This is a genomic window from Rhizobacter sp. P2_D12 (assembly GCF_056404395.1).
This window is the reverse complement of record NZ_JBFUEB010000100.1, coordinates 1-22,945: the sequence shown is the minus strand read 5'-3', so window position 1 is coordinate 22,945 and position 22,945 is coordinate 1. Positions and strand designations below refer to the sequence as shown.

General features: G+C 71.0%; 20 protein-coding genes. 12 read left to right on the top strand and 8 right to left on the bottom strand.

Features of this window, described 5'->3' with window-relative positions:
- From AC1DYN_RS25610 to AC1DYN_RS25590, 5 genes are all read left to right on the top strand, one after another.
- The coding region (locus AC1DYN_RS25610; RefSeq protein WP_477964350.1) for a branched-chain amino acid ABC transporter permease at positions 1-974 on the top strand (974 nt) is incomplete at its 5' end.
- Positions 975-1,030: 56 nt separating this feature from the next.
- Positions 1,031-1,804 carry an ABC transporter ATP-binding protein gene (locus AC1DYN_RS25605; protein WP_477964352.1) on the top strand — a complete coding sequence of 258 codons (774 nt, stop codon included), beginning with the start codon at positions 1,031-1,033 and terminating at the stop codon, positions 1,802-1,804.
- A complete protein-coding gene (locus AC1DYN_RS25600) occupies positions 1,801-2,571 on the top strand; it encodes an ABC transporter ATP-binding protein (protein ID WP_477964348.1) in 771 nt (256 codons plus the stop codon). Before AC1DYN_RS25605 ends, AC1DYN_RS25600 begins: the two co-directional genes overlap by 4 nt.
- On the top strand, positions 2,571-3,047 hold the full coding sequence (locus AC1DYN_RS25595) for a (2Fe-2S)-binding protein (RefSeq protein WP_477964346.1): 477 nt from the start codon (positions 2,571-2,573) through the stop codon (positions 3,045-3,047). Before AC1DYN_RS25600 ends, AC1DYN_RS25595 begins: the two co-directional genes overlap by 1 nt.
- Positions 3,044-6,577: a molybdopterin cofactor-binding domain-containing protein gene (locus AC1DYN_RS25590; RefSeq protein WP_477964344.1), complete on the top strand. Its 3,534-nt coding sequence runs from the start codon at positions 3,044-3,046 to the stop codon at positions 6,575-6,577. The genes AC1DYN_RS25595 and AC1DYN_RS25590 overlap by 4 nt, the downstream gene beginning before the upstream one ends.
- Before the next feature lie 162 nt (positions 6,578-6,739).
- On the opposite strand, the gene AC1DYN_RS25585 is transcribed toward AC1DYN_RS25590, so the two are convergent.
- From AC1DYN_RS25585 to AC1DYN_RS25565, 5 genes are all read right to left on the bottom strand, one after another.
- On the bottom strand, positions 6,740-8,413 hold the full coding sequence (locus AC1DYN_RS25585) for an ABC-F family ATP-binding cassette domain-containing protein (RefSeq protein ID WP_477964342.1): 1,674 nt from the start codon (positions 8,411-8,413) through the stop codon (positions 6,740-6,742).
- Between the two features lie 135 nt (positions 8,414-8,548).
- Complete coding sequence (locus AC1DYN_RS25580) at positions 8,549-8,830, bottom strand: DUF1294 domain-containing protein (protein WP_477964340.1); 282 nt, start codon at positions 8,828-8,830, stop codon at positions 8,549-8,551.
- Complete coding sequence (locus AC1DYN_RS25575; RefSeq protein ID WP_477964338.1) at positions 8,827-10,002, bottom strand: hypothetical protein; 1,176 nt, start codon at positions 10,000-10,002, stop codon at positions 8,827-8,829. The genes AC1DYN_RS25580 and AC1DYN_RS25575 overlap by 4 nt, the downstream gene beginning before the upstream one ends.
- A 16-nt stretch (positions 10,003-10,018) precedes the next feature.
- Positions 10,019-10,906, bottom strand: coding sequence for a hypothetical protein (locus tag AC1DYN_RS25570; protein ID WP_477964336.1), 888 nt, complete (start codon positions 10,904-10,906; stop codon positions 10,019-10,021).
- A gap of 146 nt (positions 10,907-11,052) precedes the next feature.
- Positions 11,053-12,036, bottom strand: a complete 984-nt coding sequence (locus AC1DYN_RS25565) for a YXWGXW repeat-containing protein (protein WP_477964334.1) — start codon at positions 12,034-12,036, stop codon at positions 11,053-11,055.
- A gap of 262 nt (positions 12,037-12,298) precedes the next feature.
- On the opposite strand from AC1DYN_RS25565, the gene AC1DYN_RS25560 reads away from it, so the two are divergent.
- Positions 12,299-13,582 (top strand): RICIN domain-containing protein, encoded by a 1,284-nt coding sequence (locus AC1DYN_RS25560; protein ID WP_477964332.1) that lies wholly within the window; start codon positions 12,299-12,301, stop codon positions 13,580-13,582.
- A 568-nt stretch (positions 13,583-14,150) separates the two neighbouring features.
- Here the strand turns inward: AC1DYN_RS25560 and AC1DYN_RS25555 are convergent.
- The 3 genes from AC1DYN_RS25555 to AC1DYN_RS25545 are packed head-to-tail and all read right to left on the bottom strand — an operon-like array spanning position 14,151 to position 16,846.
- Positions 14,151-15,347, bottom strand: coding sequence for an amidohydrolase family protein (locus tag AC1DYN_RS25555; RefSeq protein ID WP_477964330.1), 1,197 nt, complete (start codon positions 15,345-15,347; stop codon positions 14,151-14,153).
- Between the two features lie 4 nt (positions 15,348-15,351).
- On the bottom strand, positions 15,352-16,068 hold the full coding sequence (locus AC1DYN_RS25550; RefSeq protein ID WP_477964328.1) for a TetR family transcriptional regulator: 717 nt from the start codon (positions 16,066-16,068) through the stop codon (positions 15,352-15,354).
- A 4-nt stretch (positions 16,069-16,072) separates the two neighbouring features.
- Complete coding sequence (locus tag AC1DYN_RS25545; protein ID WP_477964326.1) at positions 16,073-16,846, bottom strand: ferredoxin--NADP reductase; 774 nt, start codon at positions 16,844-16,846, stop codon at positions 16,073-16,075.
- 158 nt (positions 16,847-17,004) lie between these two features.
- Here AC1DYN_RS25545 and AC1DYN_RS25540 point away from each other — a divergent pair, with 158 nt between their 5' ends.
- The 6 genes from AC1DYN_RS25540 to AC1DYN_RS25515 form a co-directional block, all read left to right on the top strand.
- Entirely contained in the window at positions 17,005-18,588 is a 1,584-nt protein-coding gene (locus AC1DYN_RS25540) for a 6-hydroxynicotinate reductase (RefSeq protein ID WP_477964324.1), read from the top strand.
- Between the two features lie 12 nt (positions 18,589-18,600).
- The gene (locus AC1DYN_RS25535; RefSeq protein ID WP_477964322.1) at positions 18,601-19,488 is read left to right on the top strand and encodes a UPF0280 family protein; all 888 of its coding nucleotides are present in this window, start codon (positions 18,601-18,603) and stop codon (positions 19,486-19,488) included.
- A gap of 22 nt (positions 19,489-19,510) precedes the next feature.
- Entirely contained in the window at positions 19,511-20,152 is a 642-nt protein-coding gene (locus AC1DYN_RS25530) for an amino acid synthesis family protein (RefSeq protein WP_477964320.1), read from the top strand.
- A 13-nt stretch (positions 20,153-20,165) separates the two neighbouring features.
- Positions 20,166-20,750 carry an amino acid synthesis family protein gene (locus AC1DYN_RS25525; protein ID WP_477964318.1) on the top strand — a complete coding sequence of 195 codons (585 nt, stop codon included), beginning with the start codon at positions 20,166-20,168 and terminating at the stop codon, positions 20,748-20,750.
- 40 nt (positions 20,751-20,790) lie between these two features.
- A complete protein-coding gene (locus AC1DYN_RS25520) occupies positions 20,791-21,993 on the top strand; it encodes an ABC transporter substrate-binding protein (protein ID WP_477964316.1) in 1,203 nt (400 codons plus the stop codon).
- A gap of 2 nt (positions 21,994-21,995) precedes the next feature.
- On the top strand, positions 21,996-22,945 hold a 950-nt coding region (locus AC1DYN_RS25515; protein ID WP_477964314.1), incomplete at its 3' end, for a branched-chain amino acid ABC transporter permease.

Genomic DNA, 22,945 nt, shown 5'->3' with positions numbered 1-22,945 from the left:
GCCCGGTGGAGGCGCCGCTGCGCGCCGCGGGGCCCGCGCAGCGCCGGGCCGCCTGGGGGCTGCTGGCCGCGCTCGTGCTGCTGCCGCTGCTCAGCGCGCAGTCGCCGTATGTCACCGTGCTGGCGATCGACCTGCTGATCGCCGCGCTGTTCGCCGCCAGCCTGCACTTCATCATGGGGCCGGCGGGCATGCACTCGTTCGGTCACGCGGCCTACTTCGGGCTGGGCGCCTACGGTGCCGCGCTGCTGGTGCGCTCGGCCGGGTTGCCGATGGAGCTGGCGCTGCTGCTGGCACCGCTGGCCGCGGGCGCCGGTGCGCTGCTGTTCGGCTGGTTCTGCGTGCGCCTGTCGGGCGTGTACCTGGCGATGCTGACGCTGGCCTTCGCGCAGATCGTCTGGTCGGTGTGCTACCAGTGGGACGAGGTGACCGGCGGCAGCAACGGCCTGACCGGCGTCTGGCCGGCCGCGTGGCTGGCGGACAAGCGGGCCTACTACGGCCTGGCGCTGCTGCTGGTGGGGGCCGGCGTGCTGGCGCTGCGGCGCATGCTGTTCTCGCCGTTCGGCCTGGCGATGCGGGCCGGGCGCGACTCGCCGCTGCGCGCCGATGCGATCGGGATCGACGTGCCGCTCCAGCAGTGGATGGCCTTCGTCGTGGCGGCCCTGTTCGCGGGCCTGGCCGGCGCGCTGTACGCGTTCTCGAAGGGCAGCATCTCGCCCGACACGCTGGCCGTCGGCAAGTCGGTCGACGGGCTGGTGATGGTGCTGCTGGGGGGCGTGCAGACACTGGCCGGGCCGGTGGTCGGCGCCGTCACCTTCACCTGGCTGCAGGACAGCGTGGCGCGCAACACCGACTACTGGCGCGCGCTGCTCGGCGCCATCGTGCTGCTGCTGGTGCTGGCCTTCCCGCAAGGCCTCGCGGGCTTCGCGCAGCAGCTCGCGGTGCGGCTGCGCAAACCGGCCGGGGTAGCGCCATGAGCCCGCCGGGCCGCCCCCAGGGCGAATACCGCAGTGCGCAGCACGAAGGTACTCCAGTGAGCCTGCTCAGCGTGCAAGGCCTGGGCAAGGCCTTCGGCGGCAACAAGGCGGTCGACGGCGTCAGCTTCGAGATTGCCGCCGGCGAGCTGCTGGCGCTGATCGGCCCCAACGGTGCCGGCAAGTCCACCACCTTCAACATGGTGAACGGCCAGCTGCGCGCCGACACCGGCTCCATCCGATTCGCCGGCCGCGAGCTGGTGGGCCTGCGGCCGCGCGACATCTGGCGCCAGGGGGTGGGGCGCACCTTCCAGATTGCCGAGACCTTCGCGTCGATGACGGTGCTCGAGAACGTGCAGATGGCGCTGCTGTCGGCCGACCGGAAGCTGTTCTCGCTGTGGCGCCGCGCCGCCGACCACCGCCGCGACGATGCGCAGGCGCTGCTGGAGCAGGTGGGCATGCAGGCGCAGGCCCCCCGCCCGTGCAGCGAGCTGGCCTATGGCGACGTGAAGCGCGTCGAGCTGGCGATCGCGATGGCCAACGGCCCGAAGCTGCTGCTGATGGACGAGCCGACCGCCGGCATGGCGCCGCGCGAGCGCAACGAACTGATGGCCCTGACCAAGGCGCTGGTGCAGGAGCGCGGCATGGCGGTGCTGTTCACCGAGCACAGCATGGACGTGGTGTTCGCGCATGCCGACCGCATCATCGTGCTGGCCCGCGGCCGGCTGATCGCCGAAGGTTCACCGGCGGAGATCCGCAACCACCCGAAGGTGCAGGAGGTCTATTTCGGCAGCGGCAAGACCTTCGAGCACCAGGAGGCGACCGTTCGATGAACGCATCCGAGAAGTTCTTCGCCGCGCAGGCCGGCCCGGCGCACGAGCTGCTGCTGTCGGCCCGCGGGCTGTGCGGCTGGTATGGCGCGGCGCAGATCCTGTTCGACGTCGGGCTGGAGGTGCGGCGCGGCGAGGTGGTGGCGCTGATGGGCCGCAACGGCGCGGGCAAGTCGACCACGCTGAAGGCGCTGATGGGCCTGCTCGGCCGGCGCCGCGGCGAGGTGCGCTTCGCCGGGCACGACATCTCGGCGCGTGCGCCGTTCGAGATCGCCCGGCTGGGCCTCGGCTTCGTGCCCGAAGACCGTCGCATCTTCAGCGAGCTCAGCGTGCGCGAGAACCTGGAGGTCGGCCGGCTGCCGCCGCGCCACTGGCCGGACGGCCGCGCCGCGCCGCAGTGGACGCCGGACCGGCTGTACCGGCTGTTCCCCAACCTGGGCGAGATGGTCGAGCGGCCCGGCGGCCAGATGAGCGGCGGCGAGCAGCAGATGCTGACGGTGGCGCGCACGCTGATGGGCAACCCCTTCGTCGTGCTGCTCGACGAGCCGTCGGAGGGCGTGGCGCCGCTGATCGTCGAGCAGATGGCGCAGATGATCCTGGAGCTGAAGGCGCAAGGCGTCAGCATCCTGCTGTCGGAGCAGAACATGCATTTCGCCGGGCTGGTGTCCGACCGGGCCTACGTGCTCGAGAAGGGCCAGATCCGCTTCGAAGGCAGCATGGCCGAGCTGGCCGCCAACGAAGAGGTGCGGCGCAACCACCTGGGCGTCTGATGGCGCTCATGCTGCACGTCAACGGCCGCACGCACACGCTCGACGTGCCGGCCGCCGCGCCGCTGCTGCAGGTGCTGCGCAACGACCTGGGACTGAACGGCCCGAAGTACGGCTGCGGGCTGGGGGAGTGCGGCGCCTGCTGCGTGCTGATCGACGGCGTGGCGGCGCGCGCCTGCACCGTGCCGGCGGGCGGCGTGGCCGGGCGCGGCGTGACCACGCTGGAAGGCCTGGCAGGCTTGGCCGGAGGCGATGCGCTGCACCCGGTGCAGCAGGCCTTCATCGATGCGCAGGCCGCGCAGTGCGGCTACTGCCTGAACGGCATGATCGTCGCGACCGTCGCGCTGCTGGCGCGCCACCCGGCACCGACCGAGGCGCAGATCCGCGCCGCGCTGTCGCACAACCTGTGCCGTTGCGGCACGCACCTGGAGATCCTGCAGGCGGTGCGGCTCGCGGCGCAGCGGATGGCTTCTCGATGAACCGGGCCGCGCAGCCGCGCACGCGCGCCGATTTCCACGCCGCCGAGGGCGTGCTGCTGGTCACGCGGGAGCCGCCGCCCGCGCCGCCGCCGTCACCCGGGCAGCCGGCGGTCGTCGCAGGCAACCCGGCCGAAGGGGTGGAGATCCTGATCGCGGTGTGGGACGACGGCAGCATCACCGCGCTGCACGGCCACGTCGACCTGGGCACCGGCATCCGCACCGCGCTGGCGCAGATCGTCGCCGAGGAACTGGATGCCGAAGCGGCCGACGTGCACGTGGTACTGGGCCACACGGCCAGCGCGCCGAACCAGGGCGCGACGATCGCGAGCTCGTCGATCCAGGTGCACGCCGTGCCCTTGCGCCAGGCGGCCGCGACGGCGCGCGCCTGGCTGCAGCAGCAGCGGGCAGGGCGCGAGCTGCCCCGCGGCGCGCTGCTGGCCGGGCGCCACGTCGAGCTGGCGCTGTCGGTCGCCGCGCCGTTGAAGGCGGTGGCCGACTACCGCGTGGTGGGCCGCGCGCTGCCGCGCGTCGACATTCCGGCCAAGGCGAGCGGCGAACCGGTCTTCGTGCACGACATGCGCGTGCCCGGCATGCTGCATGGCCGGGTCGTGCGCCCGCCGTACGCGGGCGTGGATGCGGGCGAGTTCGTCGGCAACTCGCTGGAGTCGGTGGACGAGGCCTCGATCGCGCACCTGCCCGGCATCGTCTCGGTGGTGGTGATCCGCGATTTCGTCGGCATCGTGGCCGAGCGCGAGGAGCAGGCCGAGGCCGCGATGCACGCGCTGGCGGTGGCCTGGAAACCCTGGCCGGGCCTGGACGCGCTGCGCGATGTCGAGCACGCGCTGCGCGTGCAGCCGGCCACCGCGCGCCGGCTGCTCGAGCGCGGCGACGTCGACGCCGCCATCGCCGCGGCCGACCAGCCGATGCGCCGCAGCTACCTGTGGCCGTACCAGATGCATGCGTCGATCGGCCCGTCGTGCGCGCTGGCCGATTGGCGCGGCGACGCGGCCACCGTGTGGGCCGGCACGCAGAACCCGCACGTGCTGCGCGCCGACCTGGCGCGCCTGACCGGCCTGGCCGACACCGCGATCGACGTGGTGCGCATGGAGGCGGCGGGCTGCTATGGCCGCAACTGCGCCGACGACGTCGCGGCCGACGCGCTGCTGCTGTCGCGCGCGGTGGGCCGGCCGGTGCGGGTGCAGCTGTCGCGCGAGCAGGAGCACGCCTGGGAGCCGAAGGGCGCGGCCCAGCTGATGGAGGTGAACGGCGGGCTGAATGCCGACGGGTCGGTGGCTGCGTACGACTTCCAGACCTCGTACCCGTCGAATGGCGCGCCGACGCTGGCCCTGCTGCTGACGCGCACCGTCGAGCCGGTGGCGGTGGCCTACGAGATGGGCGACCGCACCGCGGTGCCGCCCTATGCCTACGAGCACCTGCGCGTGACCGCGCGCGACATGGCGCCGATCCTGCGGGCCTCGTGGCTGCGCGGCGTGTCGGCACTGCCGAACTCGTTCGCGCACGAGTCCTATGTCGACGAGCTCGCCACGGCGGCGGGCGTCGACCCGGTCGAGTTCCGGCTGCGTCAGCTGCCGGACGAGCGCGCCGCCGAGCTGGTGCGCGCGACGGCCGCGCGGGCCGGCTGGCTGCCCCATGCACGGCCTCGGCAGCAGGCCGCCAACGGCGACGTGCTGAAGGGGCAGGGCTTCGCCTACGCCCGCTACGTGCACAGCAAATTCCCCGGCTACGGCGCGGCCTGGGCCGCCTGGGTGGCCGACGTCGAGGTGAACCGGCGGACCGGCGAGGTGCACGTGAGCCGGGTGGTGGTGGGCCACGATGCCGGGCTGATGGTGAACCCGGCCGGCGTGCAGCACCAGATCCACGGCAACGTGCTGCAGACCACCAGCCGCGCGCTCAAGGAGCGGGTGCAGCTGGACCCGCAGACGCACGCGGTGGCCAGCCGCGAATGGAGCAGCTACCCGATCCTCACTTTCCGCGAGCTGCCGGTGGTCGAGGTGCTGATGATGCCGCGCCCCGGCGAGCCGCCGCTGGGTGCCGGCGAGTCGGCGTCGGTGCCGGGCACCGCGGCGATCGCGAACGCGATCTTCGACGCCACCGGCGTGCGCTTTCGCAACCCGCCGTTCACGCCCGAGGTGGTGCGGGCGGCGCTGAACCCGCTGCCGGGGCCGCAGCCTGTGCCTGCGCAGGCGCCCGAGGTGCCACGTCCGGTGATCGACGTGCCGCGCCGGCGCAAGACACTGCCGGCCCTGCTGGGCGCTTTGGCAGTCGGGGTGCTCGGGCTCGGTGCGGCGGCGCTGGGTTGGCGGCCGTCGATCGCCCCGGTCGCGACCTCGGGGGCCGGCGTCTACACCGCGGCGATGCTCGAGCGCGGTCGCCAACTGGCCGCAGCCGGCGACTGCGCGGTGTGCCACACGGCGCCGGGCGGCGTGCCGAATGCCGGTGGGCGCGTGATGGCCACGCCCTTCGGCGACATCGTCACCACCAACCTGACACCCGACCCGGACAGCGGGCTCGGCCGCTGGTCGTTCAGCGCCTTCCAACGCGCGATGCGCGACGGCGTCTCGCGCGACGGGCATTGGCTGTACCCGGCGTTCCCGTACACCGCGTTCACGCGCCTGACCGACGACGACCTGCTGGCGCTGTACGCCCACCTGCAGGCGCAGCCGCCGGTGCGCACCGCGCATGCGCCGACGCGACTCGGCTTTCCGTTCGACGTGCGGCCGCTGATGGCGCTGTGGAATGCGCTGTACTTGGCGCCGGGGCCGGTCGCCGCGGATCCGTCGCGCTCGCCGCTGTGGAACCGCGGCGAGTACCTGGTGAACGGTGCCGGCCACTGCGGCGGCTGCCACACCGCGCGCAATGCGCTGGGTGCCGAGAAGCCGGGGCAGGCCTGGCTCGCGGGCGCCGTCGTCGACGGCTGGGAGGCGCCGGCGTTGACCGCGCTGTCGCAGGCGCCGCTGCCGTGGACGGAGGACGAGCTGTTCCGCTACCTGCGCCACGGCGTGGCACCGCAGCACGGCGTGGCCGCGGGGCCGATGGCGGCGGTGGTCGCGAGCCTGGCGGACGTGCCGGAGCAGGACGTGCGCGCGATGGCGCACTACCTGGCGAGCTTCAACCCGCCGGCCACGGTGATCGAAGCGCGGGCGCGCGCGCTGCTGTCGGCCAGCGAGGCGAGCGCGGCTGCGCTGGCCGGCACGCCGGCGCAGCGCATGTTCACGACGGCGTGCGGCGCCTGCCACCACGATGGGGACGGGCCCGGGACGCTCGGGCCCAACTTGCCGCTGGCGCTGAACAGCAACCTGCACAGCGCGCGGCCCGACAACCTGCTGCGCACGATCCTCGAAGGCATCCGCGAGCCGGCGACGCCGCAGGCCGGGCACATGCCGGCGTTCGGCCACAGCCTGAGCGACGAGCAGGTGGTCGAACTGGCGCGCTACATGAGGCAGCGTTTCGCGCCGGGGCGGCCGGCCTGGGAGCTGGGGCCCGACGACGTCAAGCGACTGCGCCCGTAGCCCGGATGCCAATCCGGGATGTGTTCGACAAACCCCGGATGGCCATCCGGGAAAGATGACGACCCCTCGCCCGGTGGGTACACCGGTCGATCCCCCCAGGGGATGCGGGCCGGCCCTTCGACAGGCTCAGGACAGGCTTGGGGCGGCCCGGCGCTCGGCCCGCTAGGGAAGCCCCCCGATGCGCAGCCGCCCGTGCCGCCAGCGCCAGTGCTGCGTCGGCCGCAGCGCGGCCAGGAACGCCGGGTCGTGCGAGGCCACCAGCAGCGCGCCCTCGAAGCCCTGCAGGGCCTGCTGCAGCTCCAGCGTGCTGTCCAGGTCGAGGTGGTTGGTCGGCTCGTCCAGCAACAGCAGCTGCGCCGGTTCGCCGCGCCACAGCGCGCAGGCCAGGGCGGCCTTCACGCGCTCGCCGGCGCTCAGCAGGCCCATCGGCACCCCCACGCGGGCGGCGTCGAGGCGCCATTGCGCAAGCCGCGTGCGCAGCTCGGCCTGCCCCAGCGGGCAGTCCAGCGCGCGCAGGTGATCGAGCAGCGACACGTCCGGCGGCAATGCATCGCCGCCGTCCTGGTCGAGCGCCGCACTGCGCACCAGCCTGCTGGCGCTGCCCCCGCGTGGCGCCAGCGTGCCGGCGATGACGCGCAGCAGCGTGCTCTTGCCGCAGCCGTTCGGGCCGGTCAGCGCGATGCGCGCCGGGCCGGCCAGCACGTCGTCGATGCGCGGCCCGTCGACGTGCGGCAGACGCAGGTTCTCCAGCCGCAGCACCGGCTTGCCGGGCGGGACACGGCTGGCCGGCAGCGCGAGGAACACCGCCGGCACATGCTCCACGCGGTCGGCCGCGGACCGCACGGCAGCATCCAGTGCGTCGCGCGCGTGCAGGCCCAGCCGCGCCGCGCGTGCACCGGTGGCCTCGGCCTGTTCGCGCAGGCCGTTGATCGCCATGCGCGGCAGGTTGGCCGTGCGGGCGGCGAGGCGGCCGTGGGCCTGCCGGCGCAACCGCGCATCGTGCTCGCGGCGCAACTTCGCGACGGTGGCCTCGCGCGCGTTCCGTGCATGCGTCAGCGCGGCCTCGGCCGCAGCCGCCTGGCCGTCGCGCTGCGCCGCGTACAGCGCATGGTTGCCGCCGTACAGGGCCAGGCCGCGCGGGCTCAACTCGGCGATGCGGTCCACCGCCGCCAGCAACTGCCGGTCGTGGCTGATGACGACCACCGTGCGCGAGGCCGCCTGCAGCCAGCCGAGCAGCCAGTCGCGGGCCTCGGCGTCGAGGTGGTTGCTCGGCTCGTCGAGCACGACGCTGTCGGCCTGCGTGGCCATCGCGCCGGCCAGTGCGACGCGCATGCGTTCGCCGCCGCTCAGGCGCGCCAGCGGCGCCGTGGGCGAGAGGCCCGCCAGGCCCGCATCGGCCAGCGCCTGCGCCACGCGGGCCGGCAGGTCCCAGTGGCCGTCGGCCAGCACCAGGTCATCCGGCGTCGCGAGGCCGTCGTTCGAACGCGCGACCGCCGCCAGCAGCGGGCCGACGCCCATCGTGTCGCCGACGCTGCGCACGTCCTGCGGCAGCAAGGGCGGCGAGACCAGGTGCACGCGGCCGCGGCGTTCGATGGCGCCGCCGGAGGGCGACGCGCCGGCCAGCAGGCGCGCCAGCACGCTCTTGCCGACGCCGTTGCGCCCGACGATGCCCAGCCGCTCGCGGCCGATCGACAGGCTCAGGGGGTGTTGCCACAGCAATTGACCGTCGGGCCAGCGCCACGACACGTCCTGCAGGTGGAACGAGAAGGATGGGAGAGAAGAAGCAGGCGATGCGGCGAGCGCACCGCCCGAGGGCAGACCGAGTGAGAGAGGCATCTGGAGCTTTCCGGCAAGACGAACCAACCACGCCGGCAGCGGCGTGGTGCGAAGGTCGAGGGGAAGCTCAGGTGCGCATCGGTGTGTCGTCCTCGGAGAAGAGGGCGCGATGTTAGTCGGCCGCGGTGGGCGTCGTCAACGCGTCAGCGCAAAGCACAAGGCCCCGAAGCCCAGCGCATTGAGAAGGACCGTGGCCCAGAACATGATGCGGAACCGGAGCTTGGCGGTCTTGTGACGCAACAGTTGCTGTGCGACGAGGGCGCCCGGCCATCCCCCGGCGAGGGCCAGCAGGTGCAGGGTGCTTTCGGGCGTGCGCCGCGCATGGCGGCGTGCGGCCGACTTGTCGGCTGCATACGCCAGGAACGTCGCCGCGCTGACAACGAGGTAGACGGCGGCGAACCAGAGGAAGGGTCTCATTTCGCCAGCGACTGTACCTGCCGCTGCGCCTCGTCGACGTCCCGGCCCAGCTCGGTGAGGTAGCGATCCCGCTCCTCGCTGCGCCACTCGGCGTCCGAGAAGCTGCCGGCCGCATAGACCTGGCTGGTGTGGGCGGTGCCGATGACGCGCGGCATCATCGCGCGGTCCGGAAACTTGTCGGGCACCAACAGGAAGCCTTGCACGTCGCGCAGCGTCAGCGGGAAGGTGGGCGTGCCGTCGCGCACCAGCTTGCCGAACAGCGTCAGCCGGAACTCCTGCTCGCCGACGGCCACCTCGTCGTTGAAGCTCAGCAGCGCGAACGGCTTGCCGTTGGCATCGTCGACGCGCGCGCTGGCCACGTAGCGGCCGGGCTGCGCCACCTTCACCTTCAGGAAGAAATCCAGCGAGCCGTTCTGCAGCGCCTCGCGCACACCGGCCCATTCGGCCGGCACCAGCGGGTTGTAGACCACATCGAAGTAGACGTTGCCCAGCTGCCCGCCCTGGTTCAGGTAGACCTGCGTGCGGATCGTGCCCGCGAAGTCGCCGAAGCCTTGCGCCGAGGGCTGCAGCACGGCAACCAGGCTGCCGTCGCCGGCGCCGCTGTCGCTGAACGCCAGCGGCACCTGCGGCCGGCCTGCCACCTGGCGCGGATCGGGCAGGTCGAAGGCGAGGGCGCGCGTGACCAGCAGCGGCAAGGGCTGGTCGTTGTCGTCGACCGCGCGCACGCTGAAGCGCACCGATTCCGACCCGCTCGCGAACACGCGGTCCTGCGTCGTGCGCACATGCACGCCCTTGGCCGGCTGGCCGCCCGGCGTGCGCAGCGGCATCTCTTCGGCCACCGGGTCGAAGGGGCGCAGCTGGTCGGGGTGTTCCGACAGCGGGCGGGCCTCGTGCGGGTAGCGCGTCGAGGTCTTGTAGTTCGACAGCGTGTCCTGCGCGCGCGACAGCCGCTGCTGCCACAGCGCGAGCTGGGCCTGGCGCGCCTGCACGCCGCTGGCCATGAAGGAGGGCGGCGGTGGCGCCGCGGGCGCGGCCGTGGCGACCGCGGCCACAGGGGCCGGTGCCGCGTTGATCGGCGCGGCACTGGTGGTGAGCAGCGCGCCGAGCCACGCCGCCAGCGCGGCGCAGCCCACCACGACTACGCCGGTGGTGCCGGGCTTGGGCTTGCGCATGCGCGACCCCGCGGCGTCAGTGCGCGTTGGCCACCATGTCGGCCCGCACCTTCGACACCACGCCTTGCCAGTTCTTGTCGGTGTAGTGGTTGAAGGCCTCGGCATCGTCGCGGAACACCACCGAGTGGTTGCTCCACTTGGCGCGGCCGCCTTCGTTGGCCGCGGTGCCCAGCGTCAGGTCGTTGCAGAACCAGTCGGACGGGTTGCACCAGCTGCCGCCGGAACTGCCCGACACGCCGCCGCTGGAGTGGTAGGCGACGACCTCGTCGTCCTGCCCCGGCAGCACGAACGAATACAGCGTGCCCTTGGAGCCGGCGTACATGTAGAACATCGCCGAGCGCGTGTTGTTGTGGTCGTACAGCGCGCGTGCGGTGCTGGTCTTCAGGTCGGACACCAGCGGTTCGGAGACGGCCCAGTCGCCGGCATCGGCCAGCTCGCTGCCGCCGCCCGCGCCGGCGGCCACGTCGACCCACTTGATGTTCCAGCCGGTCTGCGTCGTGCCGTCGCTGTTGCCGCATTCGCCATTGGAGCCCGCCACGGCGGTCTTCTTGTAGCGCGCCGTGCCGCCGTACATCGACAGCGTGTAGCCGATCATCAGGTCACCGGCGCTGTGCGCCGCGACGTAGCACCAGTTGGGGCCGGTGCAATAGCAATCGAGCGCATTGCGCACCAGGTAATTCTGGTCGGAGATGTGGTTGTAGCCGTCCCAATTGACGGACTTCTTGTTGACGCCGGCCTCGACGGTGGCCGGGCCCCAGTAGGTGAAGTCGGCGTAGTTGCCGGCAATGCCGCCGCCGGTGCGGCCGTTGATCCACAACGAGTAATTCGTCGCCACCGCGGCGGTGGCCAGCGTGATCAGGATGCCGCCGGCCAGCGCCAATCCCCAGCGCGTTGCTTGTCGCATGTCGTCCCCCTGTCGTTGTTCGAAACGGGCTCATGACCCGGCACGAAAAGTACGCTCGTGCGGAAATCTGCAGAAGCCCGATTTACCCTGATGGACGGTATCGGGGAATCGCGACTGGGATGTGACTTGCAACGGCTCGGAATCCGTCAGCGGTTCGCTCGTTCTCTGCGTTCGCGCTCGGCCTTCTCTTCGGCTTTTTCCTCGGCCTTCTCTTCCTTCTCGTCCTTCTTTCGCTCATGTGCGGAGGCTCTGGCCTTGTGGTCCTGCTCGGCACGTGCATGCGCGTCCTCGCGCGGCGAGGCGGGCGCCGGACGTGGCGACACAGGCACCGGGGCCGGCGCGTGAACCACCGCCGGCATGGCCGCCGCAAGGTGAGCCTGCGCAGGCACCGAGCTCTCGAAGCCCTTGCCGTTCGCGGTCGCGCTCGGCGGCGCGACGATGGTCACGTTCGTCACGTTGGTGATGTTCGTGATGCGGGTGTTGTTCACCGTCGTGTTGTTGTTCTGGATGCGCATGCCGACGTTCACCACCGGGGCCGCGCTGGTCACCACGGCCGGCGGCGTGCCGATCGGGGCCGGCACGATCAGGCCGATGCGAGACCCCGGCGGCGGCGGCACGAACACGCCCGCCGGGCCGATCGGCCGCGGGCCGGGAATGACGCCGGGGGCTGCAGCGACCAGCGTCAGGCTCAAGCTCGGTGCCGGCGGAACGAAAGCCACGCCGGCCGTGCCCCAATGACCGGTGATGAAGACGACGCCCCCGTCGCGATGCTCGTAATACGGATGCACCCACACGCAGTCCGGCCGGGGCGGCGCCATCCAGTGTCCTGTCGCCCACACCCAGTTGCCTTGCCAGACCCAATAGCCGCCGACCCAGACCGCACCGTCGTACGGAAGCGGTGGGGGCGCCTCGACCCGCATCGGCGGCGGCGCCCAGCCGATCAGGATCGGCGCAGGCTGTGCGATCGGTGGCTCGACATAGACGCTGACCACCGGCTGCGGTGCAGGCGCGGGCGCGGTGTAGACGACGGCCGGAGCGGGCCGGACCACCACGTGATGAACCGGTGGCGGGACTTCGTACACCGCGCAGCCGGTGGCCGTGGCGAGGAGCGCAACGGCCAGCGGCTGCAATGCGAAGGAGGGGGCGAATCTCATCGGATGACTTCCAGGAGTGATGCGAACCCACAGCACAACGAGCCCTCTGCGAGGCACGTTGACGGGCCTGCATGACGAGGAATTGATGAAAGCATGACGGCCCGCGATGGCCCCTGGATGCCATTTCATTCTTGGCATCGCACGCCCGGAAAAAACGATTGGTCCGTGCTGGCGGCCCTGCCTACCATCCGCCCCCACCACGACAAGCGCGCATCAGCGCGCACCCAGGAGACAAGCGATGACCCAAGCCTTCCGCACTGCGCTGGCCAGCGCAGCCATGCTGCTTCTTTCGACCCATGCCACCACGGTGCGCGCGGAAACGGACTACGTGTTCGCCACCTTCAAGGGCGATGCCGCGGCCGACGAAAAACTCTGGATCTATCTCTCGAGCGACGCCACGAATTTCAAGCTGCTGTCCAACACCAATTTCGGTGGTTCCACCGGCGTGTTGCGCGATCCGAGCATCATGAAGCACAGCGACGGCAAGTACTACATCGCGTACACCGTGCAGTCGTGGACCACGTCGTCGACCTATTTCGCCATCGCGTCCAGCACCAACCTGATCAACTGGACGCAGGTCGCCACCGTCGATGCCGGCGTGTCGGGCACCTACTACACCTGGGCGCCCGAGTGGTTCGTCGAAGGCAGCACGGTGAAGCTGATCGTGAGCCTGGGGCCGCAGGGATCGGACTTCAAGCCGTATGTCTACACCGCGAGCAACAGCAGCCTGACGAGTTGGAGCGGCCCGGTCGACATGGGCATCGGCACCAACAAGATCGACACCTTCGTCGTCAAGTCGAACGGCATGTACCACGCGTTCGCGAAGAACGAATCGACGAAGTACATCGAGCACGCGATCGCCAGCAGCCTGCTCGGCCCGTGGAGCTGGGTGGGCACCGGCAACTGGTCGGGCTGGGGCTCGGGCTACGAGGCGCCGGCGCTGGTGCAGATGGAGAACGGCCAGTGGCGCATCTACATCGACAAGTACACCAACGGCGGCATCTGGACGGCCACCAGCGCCGACCTGAACACCTGGACCGGCCTCAGCTCGGTGGGGCCGTACCGGCACGGCACGGTGCTGAAGGATGGCAACTACACGGCCGGGCAGCCGCCCGCCGTGGTGTACGTGAAGAACCGCAACAGCGGCAAGGTGCTGGACGTGCAGAACCCGAACAAGAACGACGGCGCGAACGTCGGGCAGTACACGCAGAACTCGGGTGCCTGGCAGCAATGGCAGTTCTTCGACGCGGGCAACGGGTACTACAACGTCGTCAGCGTCAACAGCGGCAAGTGCCTGGACGTCAGCGGTGCGTCGACGGCGGACAACGCCGACATTGTGCAGTGGGCCTGCAACGGTGGCACCAACCAGCAGTGGCAATGGGTGTCGAACAACGGCTACTTCCTGCTGAAGGCGCGGCACAGCGGCAAGTGCGCCGACGTCAGCGGCAGTGCCACCGGCGACGGCGCTGATGTGCGGCAACAGGCGTGCAGCGGGGGCCTCAACCAGGACTGGTCGAAATAGATGACGGCCCCCCAGTCGCTTCGCTCCTGCCTTGCAGGCCGCGCTGGGCCGGAGGCCCAGCCCCTCGCCAGGCACAAAGAGTCCTCAGGACTCTTTGTGTCCGGGCTCGGCCCCCGAGGGGGTGAGTGCCGCGGCTCCAAGTCCGCCTGCGCGGACTTGGACGGCACGAACGCCTGACGCCTGGCAAAGCCAGTTCCCTGGCGCGTTGCTTGATGGGTCGCTCGCTGCGCTTGCTCTGATGTCGTGTGCCGCGACCCCGGATTGGCATCCGGGCTACCCAGTATTCGTAGCCCGGATGCCAATCCGGGGCTGGAGCAAGTGCAGCGCGCGACTCATCAAGCTACGCGCCGGGGAGCTGGCTTTGCCAGGCCCCTGGCGTGGCGCCCCTTGGGGGCAGGAGGAGCGCAGCGACGACTGGGGGGCAACAGTTTCGAGCGGCGGGAGTTTCGGCGACGGGCCTTGAAAGCAGACTGCGTAGGGGAGTCGACGCGCCCCCGGCGCGGCGACCGCTCCATCCGGCGCGCCCCTGCCTCCCCGCATCCGCCTTTGCTCGCGCCACGTCCGCCGTTCAGCCGTGAAGCACCACAGGCACTTCAGTTGCAGGCGGAGTATTCCGGCTGCGCCCACAGCGAACGATGCCGTCGATCATCACCATCCCGACGCCCGGGATGTCGCCCAGCTGAACGCTCTCCAGCAGCGTGCGCCCCGCAGTGTGCTGCGCCCGGTCCATGAAGACGAAATCGGCCGCCCGGCCCGGCTCGACCAATCCGCAGTCCAGGCCGCGGATGCGCGCGGTGTTGCCGGTGGCGAAGCAGAACACCAGCTCCGCCGGGATGCCGCCCAGGCTCGACAGCAGCGCCACCATGCGCAGCATCCCCAGCGGTTGAACCCCCGAGCCGGCCGGCCCGTCCGTGCCGAGGATCACCCGGTGCGGGCACTTCAGCGCCAGCGCCGCCCGGGCCGCGGCGATCGCCACCTTCTCGTTGCCGTTGTGCACGATCTCGATCGCCCGCGTCGAGCGCTCGCACAACTCGCAGACGTGCGCCTCCGGCAGCGCCGTGTGGCCGCCGTTGATGTGGCCGATGATGTCGGCATCGGCCTCCAGCACCACGTCCTTGTCGATCAACCCGGAGCCGGGGATCGACGGCCCGCCCGTGTGGATGGTGCTCTGGATGCCGTGCTTGCGCGCCCAGGCCACCATGCGCTGCGCTTCCTCGCCGGCCTTCACCGAGCCCAGGCCCACCTCGCCCAGCAGCTTCACGCCCGCCGCGGCCAGCTCGGCGAAATCGCTCTCGACCATGCCCTTCTCGATCACCGGCGCACCGGCCAGCACCTTCACGCCACCCGGGCGGAAGTTGTCGAAGGCACGCTGCGCCGTGATCGCCAGCGCCTTCAACCCGACGATGTCCTTCGGGCGCCCAGGCAGGTGCACCTCGCCGGCTGACACCATCGTCGTCACGCCGCCATGCATCGTCGAATCGATCCAGCCGATCTGGTTCTGGCGCGGCGTCCAGTCGCCGAAGACCGGGTGCACGTGGCTGTCGATCAGCCCCGGGCACAGGCAGGTGCCGCGCGCATCGATCACCGTGACGGCCCCCTCGGAATCGCAATCGGCCTCGCGCCCGACCGCGACGATCCGGCCGTCATCGACGACCACCGTGTCGGCATCCAGGATCGGCCGGTCGATGTCGCCCGACAGCAGCAGGCCGATGTTGCGGATCACGACCTTGCCGGACTTCGCGTTGCCTGCCGCTGCGTCTGCCATGGCTCTACTCCTGTGCGGGGGGAAGGGATCCGCTGCGCGATACCGTGCGCAGCACCGTGTCGACGATCACCTGCTGCCAGTGCGCCAGCGCCGGCGGTGCCTCCAGCGGCTCGCCGAGGAAGGCCGACAGCGTGAAGCGGTTGGACAGGTAGAAGTAGCCCAGCGCCGCGATCGTCAGGTAGACGTCGCGCGCCGACAGCTCGGCGCGGAACAGCCGCTGCGCGACGCCGCTGTCCAGCACGCGGCCCAGGATGTCGACCGCCGGCGACGAGAACTCGCGCGCCCGCATCGACCGGGTGATGTGCTTGCCACGATGCAGGTTCTCGCTGTTCAGCAGCGTGATGAACTCGGGGTTCTTCTGGTAGTACGTCCACATGAAGCCGATGATGTCCTTCAGCGCCTGCACCGGCCGGTCCAGGTCGAGCTGCAGCTTCGACTCGGCCTCGTTGAAGCGGCGGTACATCTCCTCCAGCACGGCCACGAAGAGCTCTTCCTTGCTGCCGAAGTAGTAGTAGATCATCCGGTCGTAGGACTTGGCCGCCTTCGAGATCTGCTCCACGCGCCCGCCGGCAAAGCCGTGCTTGGCGAACACCTTGGTGGCCGCACGCAGGATGGCCTCGCGCGTGGCCTGCGCGGCCTGCTCGCGCACACCGGTGCGCCGGCCATTGCTGCCGGCCGACGTGCCGGTGGCAGGGCGCTTGCGCGGGGCGGGTGTCGGCATGGATCTATTGCTCGGCGAACGCGCGCTCGATCACGAAATCGCCCGGGCGCGAGGTGTTGCCTTCCTTGAAGCCGCGGTGCTCCAGCATGTGCTTCAGGTCGCGCAGCATCGCCGCGCTGCCGCAGATCATCACGCGGTCGTGCGCCGCATCCAGCGCCGGCAGCGCCAGGTCGTCGAACAGCTTGCCGGTGTCGATCAGCTCGGTCACGCGGCCCATGTTGCGGTACGACTCGCGCGTCACCGTCGGGTAGTAGCGCAGCTTGCCGGCCACGATGTCGCCCAGGAATTCATGGTTCGGCAGGTGGTCGACCAGCAGGTCGTGATAAGCCAGTTCGTCGACCTGGCGCACGCCATGCACCAGAACGACCTGGTCGAAGCGCTCGTAGGTGTCGGGGTCGCGCACGATGCTCATGAAAGGTGCGAGACCGGTGCCGGTGGACAGCAGGTACAGCCGCTTGCCCGGCAGCAGGTAGTCGAGCAGCAGCGTGCCGGTGGGCTTGCGCCCGACGATCACGGTGTCGCCCACCTTCAGGTGCTGCAGGCGCGAGGTGAGCGGGCCGTCGGGCACCTTGATGCTGAGGAACTCGAGGTGCTCCTCGTAGTTCGCGCTGGCCACGCTGTAGGCACGCAGCAGCGGCTTGCCGTCCACCCGCAGGCCGATCATCGTGAAGTGGCCGTTCGAGAAGCGCAGCGACGGGTCGCGCGTGGTGGTGAAGGTGAACAGCCGGTCGGTCCAGTGGTGCACGCTCAGCACGCGCTCTTCGTTGAATGCACTCATGTGGGTCGTCGAGAATGGGTCGTCGATGAGAGAGGAGGGGAGAGGGTGAAATCAGGGTTGTGCGGCGCGGATTCCGGTTGTAGCATCCGCAACATCAGCGTTAAGTGAATGCTACATGAAATGCACTTCCCTTCGCAACCACTGCAAGCGCGGCGGCCATGACTGAACACACCAAGACCGACGGCCTGCCCGGCATGCCCGAGGTGGCGGCCCTGCCGCAGGTGCTGGAGCGTTCGCGCCCGCGCAGCGAGCGCATGGCGGCCAACCGCATCGAGTGCAACGCCTGCCCTGTCCTGTGCCAGATCAGCGAGGGGCGCACCGGCGCCTGCGACCGCTATGCCAATGCCGCCGGCACGCTGGTGCGGGTCGATCCGGTGCTGCTGCTGCGCCGCGCGGCCGCGGGCGACGAGGGGCAGGTGCTGCCGTTCGCGCCCCGGGGTGAAGAGAGCGACGAGGCCGCAGCGCCGGCCGGCGAGGTCTTCGTCACCGGCGTCGGCTCGTCCACCACCTACCCCGACTACAAGCCCGCGCCGTTCATCGTCGGCTCGCAGGCCGACGGCGTCGACCTGGTGACCGTGGTCACCGAGGGCATCTTCAGCTACTGCAGCTTCAAGGTGAAGATCGACACCGACCGCTGGCTCGGCCCCGAGCAGGCCAACGTGCGCTGCAAGGGCGAGGTCGTCGGGCACGTCAGCACCGCCGAATACGGCTCGCAGATGCTGTCGCTCGGCGGCGTCCACCACCTCACCGGCGGCAGCAAGAAGGAAGGCCGCGTCACGGTCGAGATGATGCAGGCGCTCGGCAACAAGCAGGCGGTCGAGCTGAGCATCGACGGCGGCTCGCAGCTCACCGTGCAGGCCGGCCGCGCGCCCATCGTCAACGGCGTCGAGGAGCAGCGCATGCGCGTGGGCTGCGGCTCGGCCACGGTGGGCATCTTCGCGAAGCAGTTCTTCGGCCAGGTCGACGAGGTGGTGGTGGTCGACGACCACATCACCGGCGTGCTGACCGAGCACCAGGCCGGCCGCTGCCTCGACATGCGGCCCTCGGGCATCCGGCTGCGCGGGCGCAAGTCCACGCCGGGGCGCTACTTCCAGGTCGCCAACCCCGGCACCGGCTGGGGCGGCACCGACTTGGCCGAGCCACTGTCCATCATCGAGGCCTGGGATGCCGCGGTGGCCTGGCCGGGGCTGCGGCTGCTGATGACCTCGACCACCGGCGAGCACGCCGCCTGGTTCGTGCTCGACGAGGCGCTGGTGCCGCGCGCGGCGGACATGCCCGAGGCGGTCGCACGCACCGTGCAGCGCATCGGCGAGAACTGCGAGCCGTCGCTGGCCACGGTGCTGTTCCTCGGCGGTGCCGGCGGCAGCCTGCGTGCCGGCGTCACCGAGAACCCGGTGCTGCTGACGCGCGCGATCAAGCAGGCGCTGGTCAACGTGACCTGCGGCGGTGCGCCGGCCTACGTGTGGCCGGGCGGCGGGATCACGGTGATGGTCGACGTGTCGCGCATGCCCGACCACAGCTTCGGCACCGTGCCGACGCCGGCCATCGTCGCGCCGATCGAGTTCAGCATGCGGCTGCACGATTTCGAGGCGCTCGGCGGACACGCCGCGCACGTGCGCCCGCTCGCCGACGTGCTGCGCCGCGGCGCCTCGCACGACGACGGCGCACCGGTGGCGCGGCGCTTTGCGCTGCAGCCGCCCGCCAATGCATGGCCGCTCGGGCAGCCGCCGCTGCTCGGCTGAAGCGACACCCGCATGATCGCGCAGCGCAGCCCCATCCCCGGCGGACGCTGGCATTTCCAGCACGGCCCGATCGACATCGTCATCGGTGCCGACGGCGACGAGCAGGCCGTGGCCGCCGCGCACGAGGCCGCCTGGCAGCGTTTCGCCGGCGTGCTGCCCGAGCTGGTGTCCGAGCTGCCGACGCTGCGCCGGCCGGTGCAAGGCCCGTGTCCGCTGCTCGGCGTGGTCGCACGGCGCATGTGGTGGGCCTGCCGCCCGTACCACGCCGGCTTCATCACGCCGATGGCCGCGGTCGCGGGCGCGGTGGCGCAGGAGCTGATCGGCTGCTACCAGCGCGACGGCGTGGCGCGCGCCTGGGTCAACAACGGCGGAGACATCGCGCTGCACCTGGCCGATGGCGAATCGCTGCGCGTCGGCCTGTTCGCCGACCTGGCGGATTTCGACGGCGCGGCGTTGCGGCGCACCATCGCCGGGAGCCTGCGCACCGACGCGGACTTCAGCGTGCATGCCGCGCTGCCGGTGCGCGGCGTGGCCACCAGCGGCTGGCGCGGCCGCAGCTTCTCGCTCGGCATCGCCGACAGCGTCACGGTGCTGGCACGCCACGCCGCGCAGGCCGATGCCGCCGCCACGGTGATCGCGAATGCGGTCAACGTCGACGACGCGCGCATCGTGCGCCGCCCGGCCCGCGATCTGAAGGACGATTCCGACCTCGGCGACATCGAGGTCACCGTCGACGTGCCGGCGCTGCCCGCCGAGCTGGTGCAACTGGCGCTGCGCCGCGGCGAGCGGCGCGCGCGCGAGCTGCAGGCGGCCGGGCTGATCTGGTCGGCGCTGCTGGTGTGCCAGCGCGAGCATGCGGCGGTCGTCGCCGACGAGGCAGTTGGTTCAGTATTTGCTTAATGAAACGCCAAGCAGGAACAGCATGATCGAGATCCGCCGCATCCTCACCCACGTCGAGGACATCCACCACGAGTTCGGGCCACCGGCGGTGCAGCCGCTGCGCCGCGGCGCGATCGCGGCGGTGCTGGCCAACCCGTATGCCGGCCGCCACGAAGTCGACATCCTGCCGATGATGGCAGCGCTGCAGCCGCTGGGCGTGCAGCTCGCGCAGCAGCTGCGCGCGGCGATGGACGTGCCGGCCGAGCGCATCGAAGGCTACGGCAAGGGCGCCATCGTCGGGGCCGCCGGCGAGCTGGAGCACGGTGCGCTGTGGCACGTGCCGGGCGGTTACGCGATGCGCGAGCTGCTGGGCTGGCGCGGCGATGCGGCGGCGTATGCGCAAGGCCAATCCAGCGGCCCGCGCGGCCAGCCGGCGAACGCGCTGGCGATCGTGCCGTCGACCAAGAAGGTGGGGCCGCCGGGCGCGACACTCGACGTGCCGCTGACGCACATCAATGCCAGCTACGTGCGCAGCCATTTCGATGCGATCGAGGTGCGCGTGCCGGGTGCGCCGGCCGCCGACGAGATCGTCTTCATCCTCGCGATGAGCACCGGGCCGCGCGTGCATGCGCGCGTCGGGGGCTTGCAGGCGAGCGAGATCGCCAAGTGGGACGGCCAGCGTTGAGGAGCATCGCGACATGAAAGCCAGCATCCGCAAACTCATCGTCCAGGTGGACGAGACCCGGCTCGAGATGGGCCGCAGCATCGACCCGCCAGCGCGCAAGGCGCTGGCGATGGCGGTGATCGCCAATCCGTTTGCCGGGCGCTACGTGGAGCAGCTCGACGAGCTGGTCGCCATCGGCGAGGAGCTCGGCGACCTGCTGGGCCGGCGCTGCGTCCAGGCGCTGGGCATCGCCCCCGCGCAGGCGCAGAGCTACGGCAAGGCCGCCATCGTCGGCGAGGGCGGCGAGCTCGAGCACGCGGCCGCCATCCTGCACCCGAAGCTCGGTGCGCCGCTGCGCGCCGCGGTGGAGAAGGGCGCGGCGCTGGTGCCGTCGAGCAAGAAGCGCGGCGGGCTGGGCACGGCGATCGACGTGCCGCTCGGCCACAAGGATGCCGCCTACGTGCGCAGCCATTTCGACGCGATGGAGGCGCGCGTGGCGGATGCGCCGCGCGCCAACGAGATCGTCGTCGCGGTGGTCGTGACCGACAGCGGCCGGCCGCTGGCGCGCATCGGCGGCCTGCAGGCGAGCGAGATCGAAGGCAAGGACGGGCTGCGCTGAGCGGCCCCATCAAGACACCCAGACCCCACCAGGAGCACCCATGACGACGAGCTTGCGCGCCGCCCTCGCGGCCACGTTGACCGGCCTTGCACTGACGGCCCCGGCGCTTGCCCAGGGCACGATCAAGATCGGCGAGGTCAACAGCTACAAGGTCCAGCCTGCATTCCTGGAGCCCTACAAGAAGGGCATGGAGCTGGCGGTCGAAGAGGTCAACGCGGCCGGCGGCGTCAACGGAAAGCAGCTGCAGCTGCTGACGCGCGACGACAACGGCAACCCCGGCGATGCGGTGCGTGCCGCCGAGGAGCTGCTGGCACGCGAGCAGGTCGACGTGCTGACCGGTTCGTTCCTGTCGCACATCGGGCTGGCACTCACCGATTTCGCGAAGCAGAAGAAGGTGTTCTTCCTCGCCGGCGAGCCGCTGACCGACAAGATCGTCTGGCAGAACGGCAACCGCTACACGTACCGGCTGCGCGCCTCCACCTACATGCAGGTGGCGATGCTGGTGCCCGATGCGGTCAGGATGAAGAAGAAGCGCTGGGCGCTGGTCTACCCCAACTACGAGTACGGGCAGTCGGCCGTGGCGACCTTCAAGCAGCTGCTGAAGGCCGCGCAGCCCGACGTCGAGTTCGTCGCCGAGCAGGCGCCGCCGCTGGGCAAGCTCGACGCCGGCAGCGTGGTGCAGGCGTTGTCGGACGCCAAGCCCGACGCGGTGTTCAACGTGCTGTTCGGCGCCGACCTCGCCAAGTTCGTGCGCGAGGGCAACACGCGCGGGCTGTTCAAGGGCCGCGAGGTGGTGAGCCTGCTGACCGGCGAGCCGGAATACCTCGACCCGCTGAAGGACGAGACGCCGGACGGCTGGGTCGTCACCGGCTACCCCTGGTACGGCATCCAGACGCCCGAGCACAAGGCCTTCTTCCTGGCCTACCACCGCAAGTACAACGACTACCCGCGGCTCGGATCGGTGGTCGGCTACAGCCTGATCAAGTCGGTGGCCGAGGGCGTGCGCAAGGCCCGCAGCACCGAGACCGAGAAGCTGATCGCGGCCTTCCGCGGCCTGGTGGTCGAGACACCGTTCGGCAAGGTGACCTACCGCGCCGAGGACCACCAGTCGACGATGGGTGCCTTCATCGGCAAGACGAAGAACGACAAGGGCAAGGGCGTGATGGTCGACTACCGCTACGTCGACGGCGCGACGGTGCAACCGAGCGCCGCCATCCTGGAAAAACTGCGCCCGGCTGACTGAGCATGAGTCTCTCCGGTCTGATCGTCCAACTGCTCAACGGCCTGGCCGGCGCCTCGTCGCTGTTCCTGGTGGCGGCCGGCCTGTCGCTGATCTTCGGCGTCACGCGCATCGTCAACTTCGCGCACGGCTCGTTCTACATGCTGGGCATCTACCTCGCCTACACGCTGGTGGATCGCCTGGGCGGCGGCGCCTGGTTCTGGCCGGCGCTGCTGCTGGCGGCGCTGGCGGTGGGCGTGCTCGGGGCGGTGGTCGAGATGACGCTGCTGCGCCGCATCTACCGCGCACCCGAGCTGTTCCAGTTGCTCGCCACCTTCGCGCTGGTGCTGGTGATCAAGGACGGCGCGCTGTGGCTGTGGGGCCCCGAAGACCTGCTCGGCCCGCGCGCGCCCGGGCTGCGCGGCTCGGTCGAGATCCTCGGGCGGCAGTTCCCGAGCTACGACCTGGTGCTGATCGCCGTCGGGCCGGCCGTGCTCGGCCTGCTGTGGCTGCTGCTCACGCGCACCCGCTGGGGCACGCTGGTGCGCGCCGCCACGCAAGACCGCGAGATGGCCGGCGCGCTCGGCGTCAACCAGGCCTGGCTCTTCACCGCGGTGTTCGCGCTCGGCTCGATGCTGGCCGGCCTGGGCGGCGCGCTGCAGCTGCCGCGCGAACCCGCCAACCTGGGCCTGGACCTGCTGACGATCGGCGATGCCTTCGTGGTCGTGGTGGTCGGCGGCATGGGCTCGATCCCCGGCGCCTACGTCGCGGCGCTGCTGATCGCCGAGATCAAGGCGCTGTGCGTCGGGCTCGGCAGCGTCGACCTGATGGGCGTGAGCTTCTCGTTCTCGAAGCTGACGCTGGTGGCCGAGTTCCTGGTGATGGCGGTGGTGCTGGTGGTGCGGCCCTGGGGCCTGCTCGGCCGGCCGCAGGCCGCGAGCCGCCACGGCGGCCCGGTGGAGGCGCCGCTGCGCGC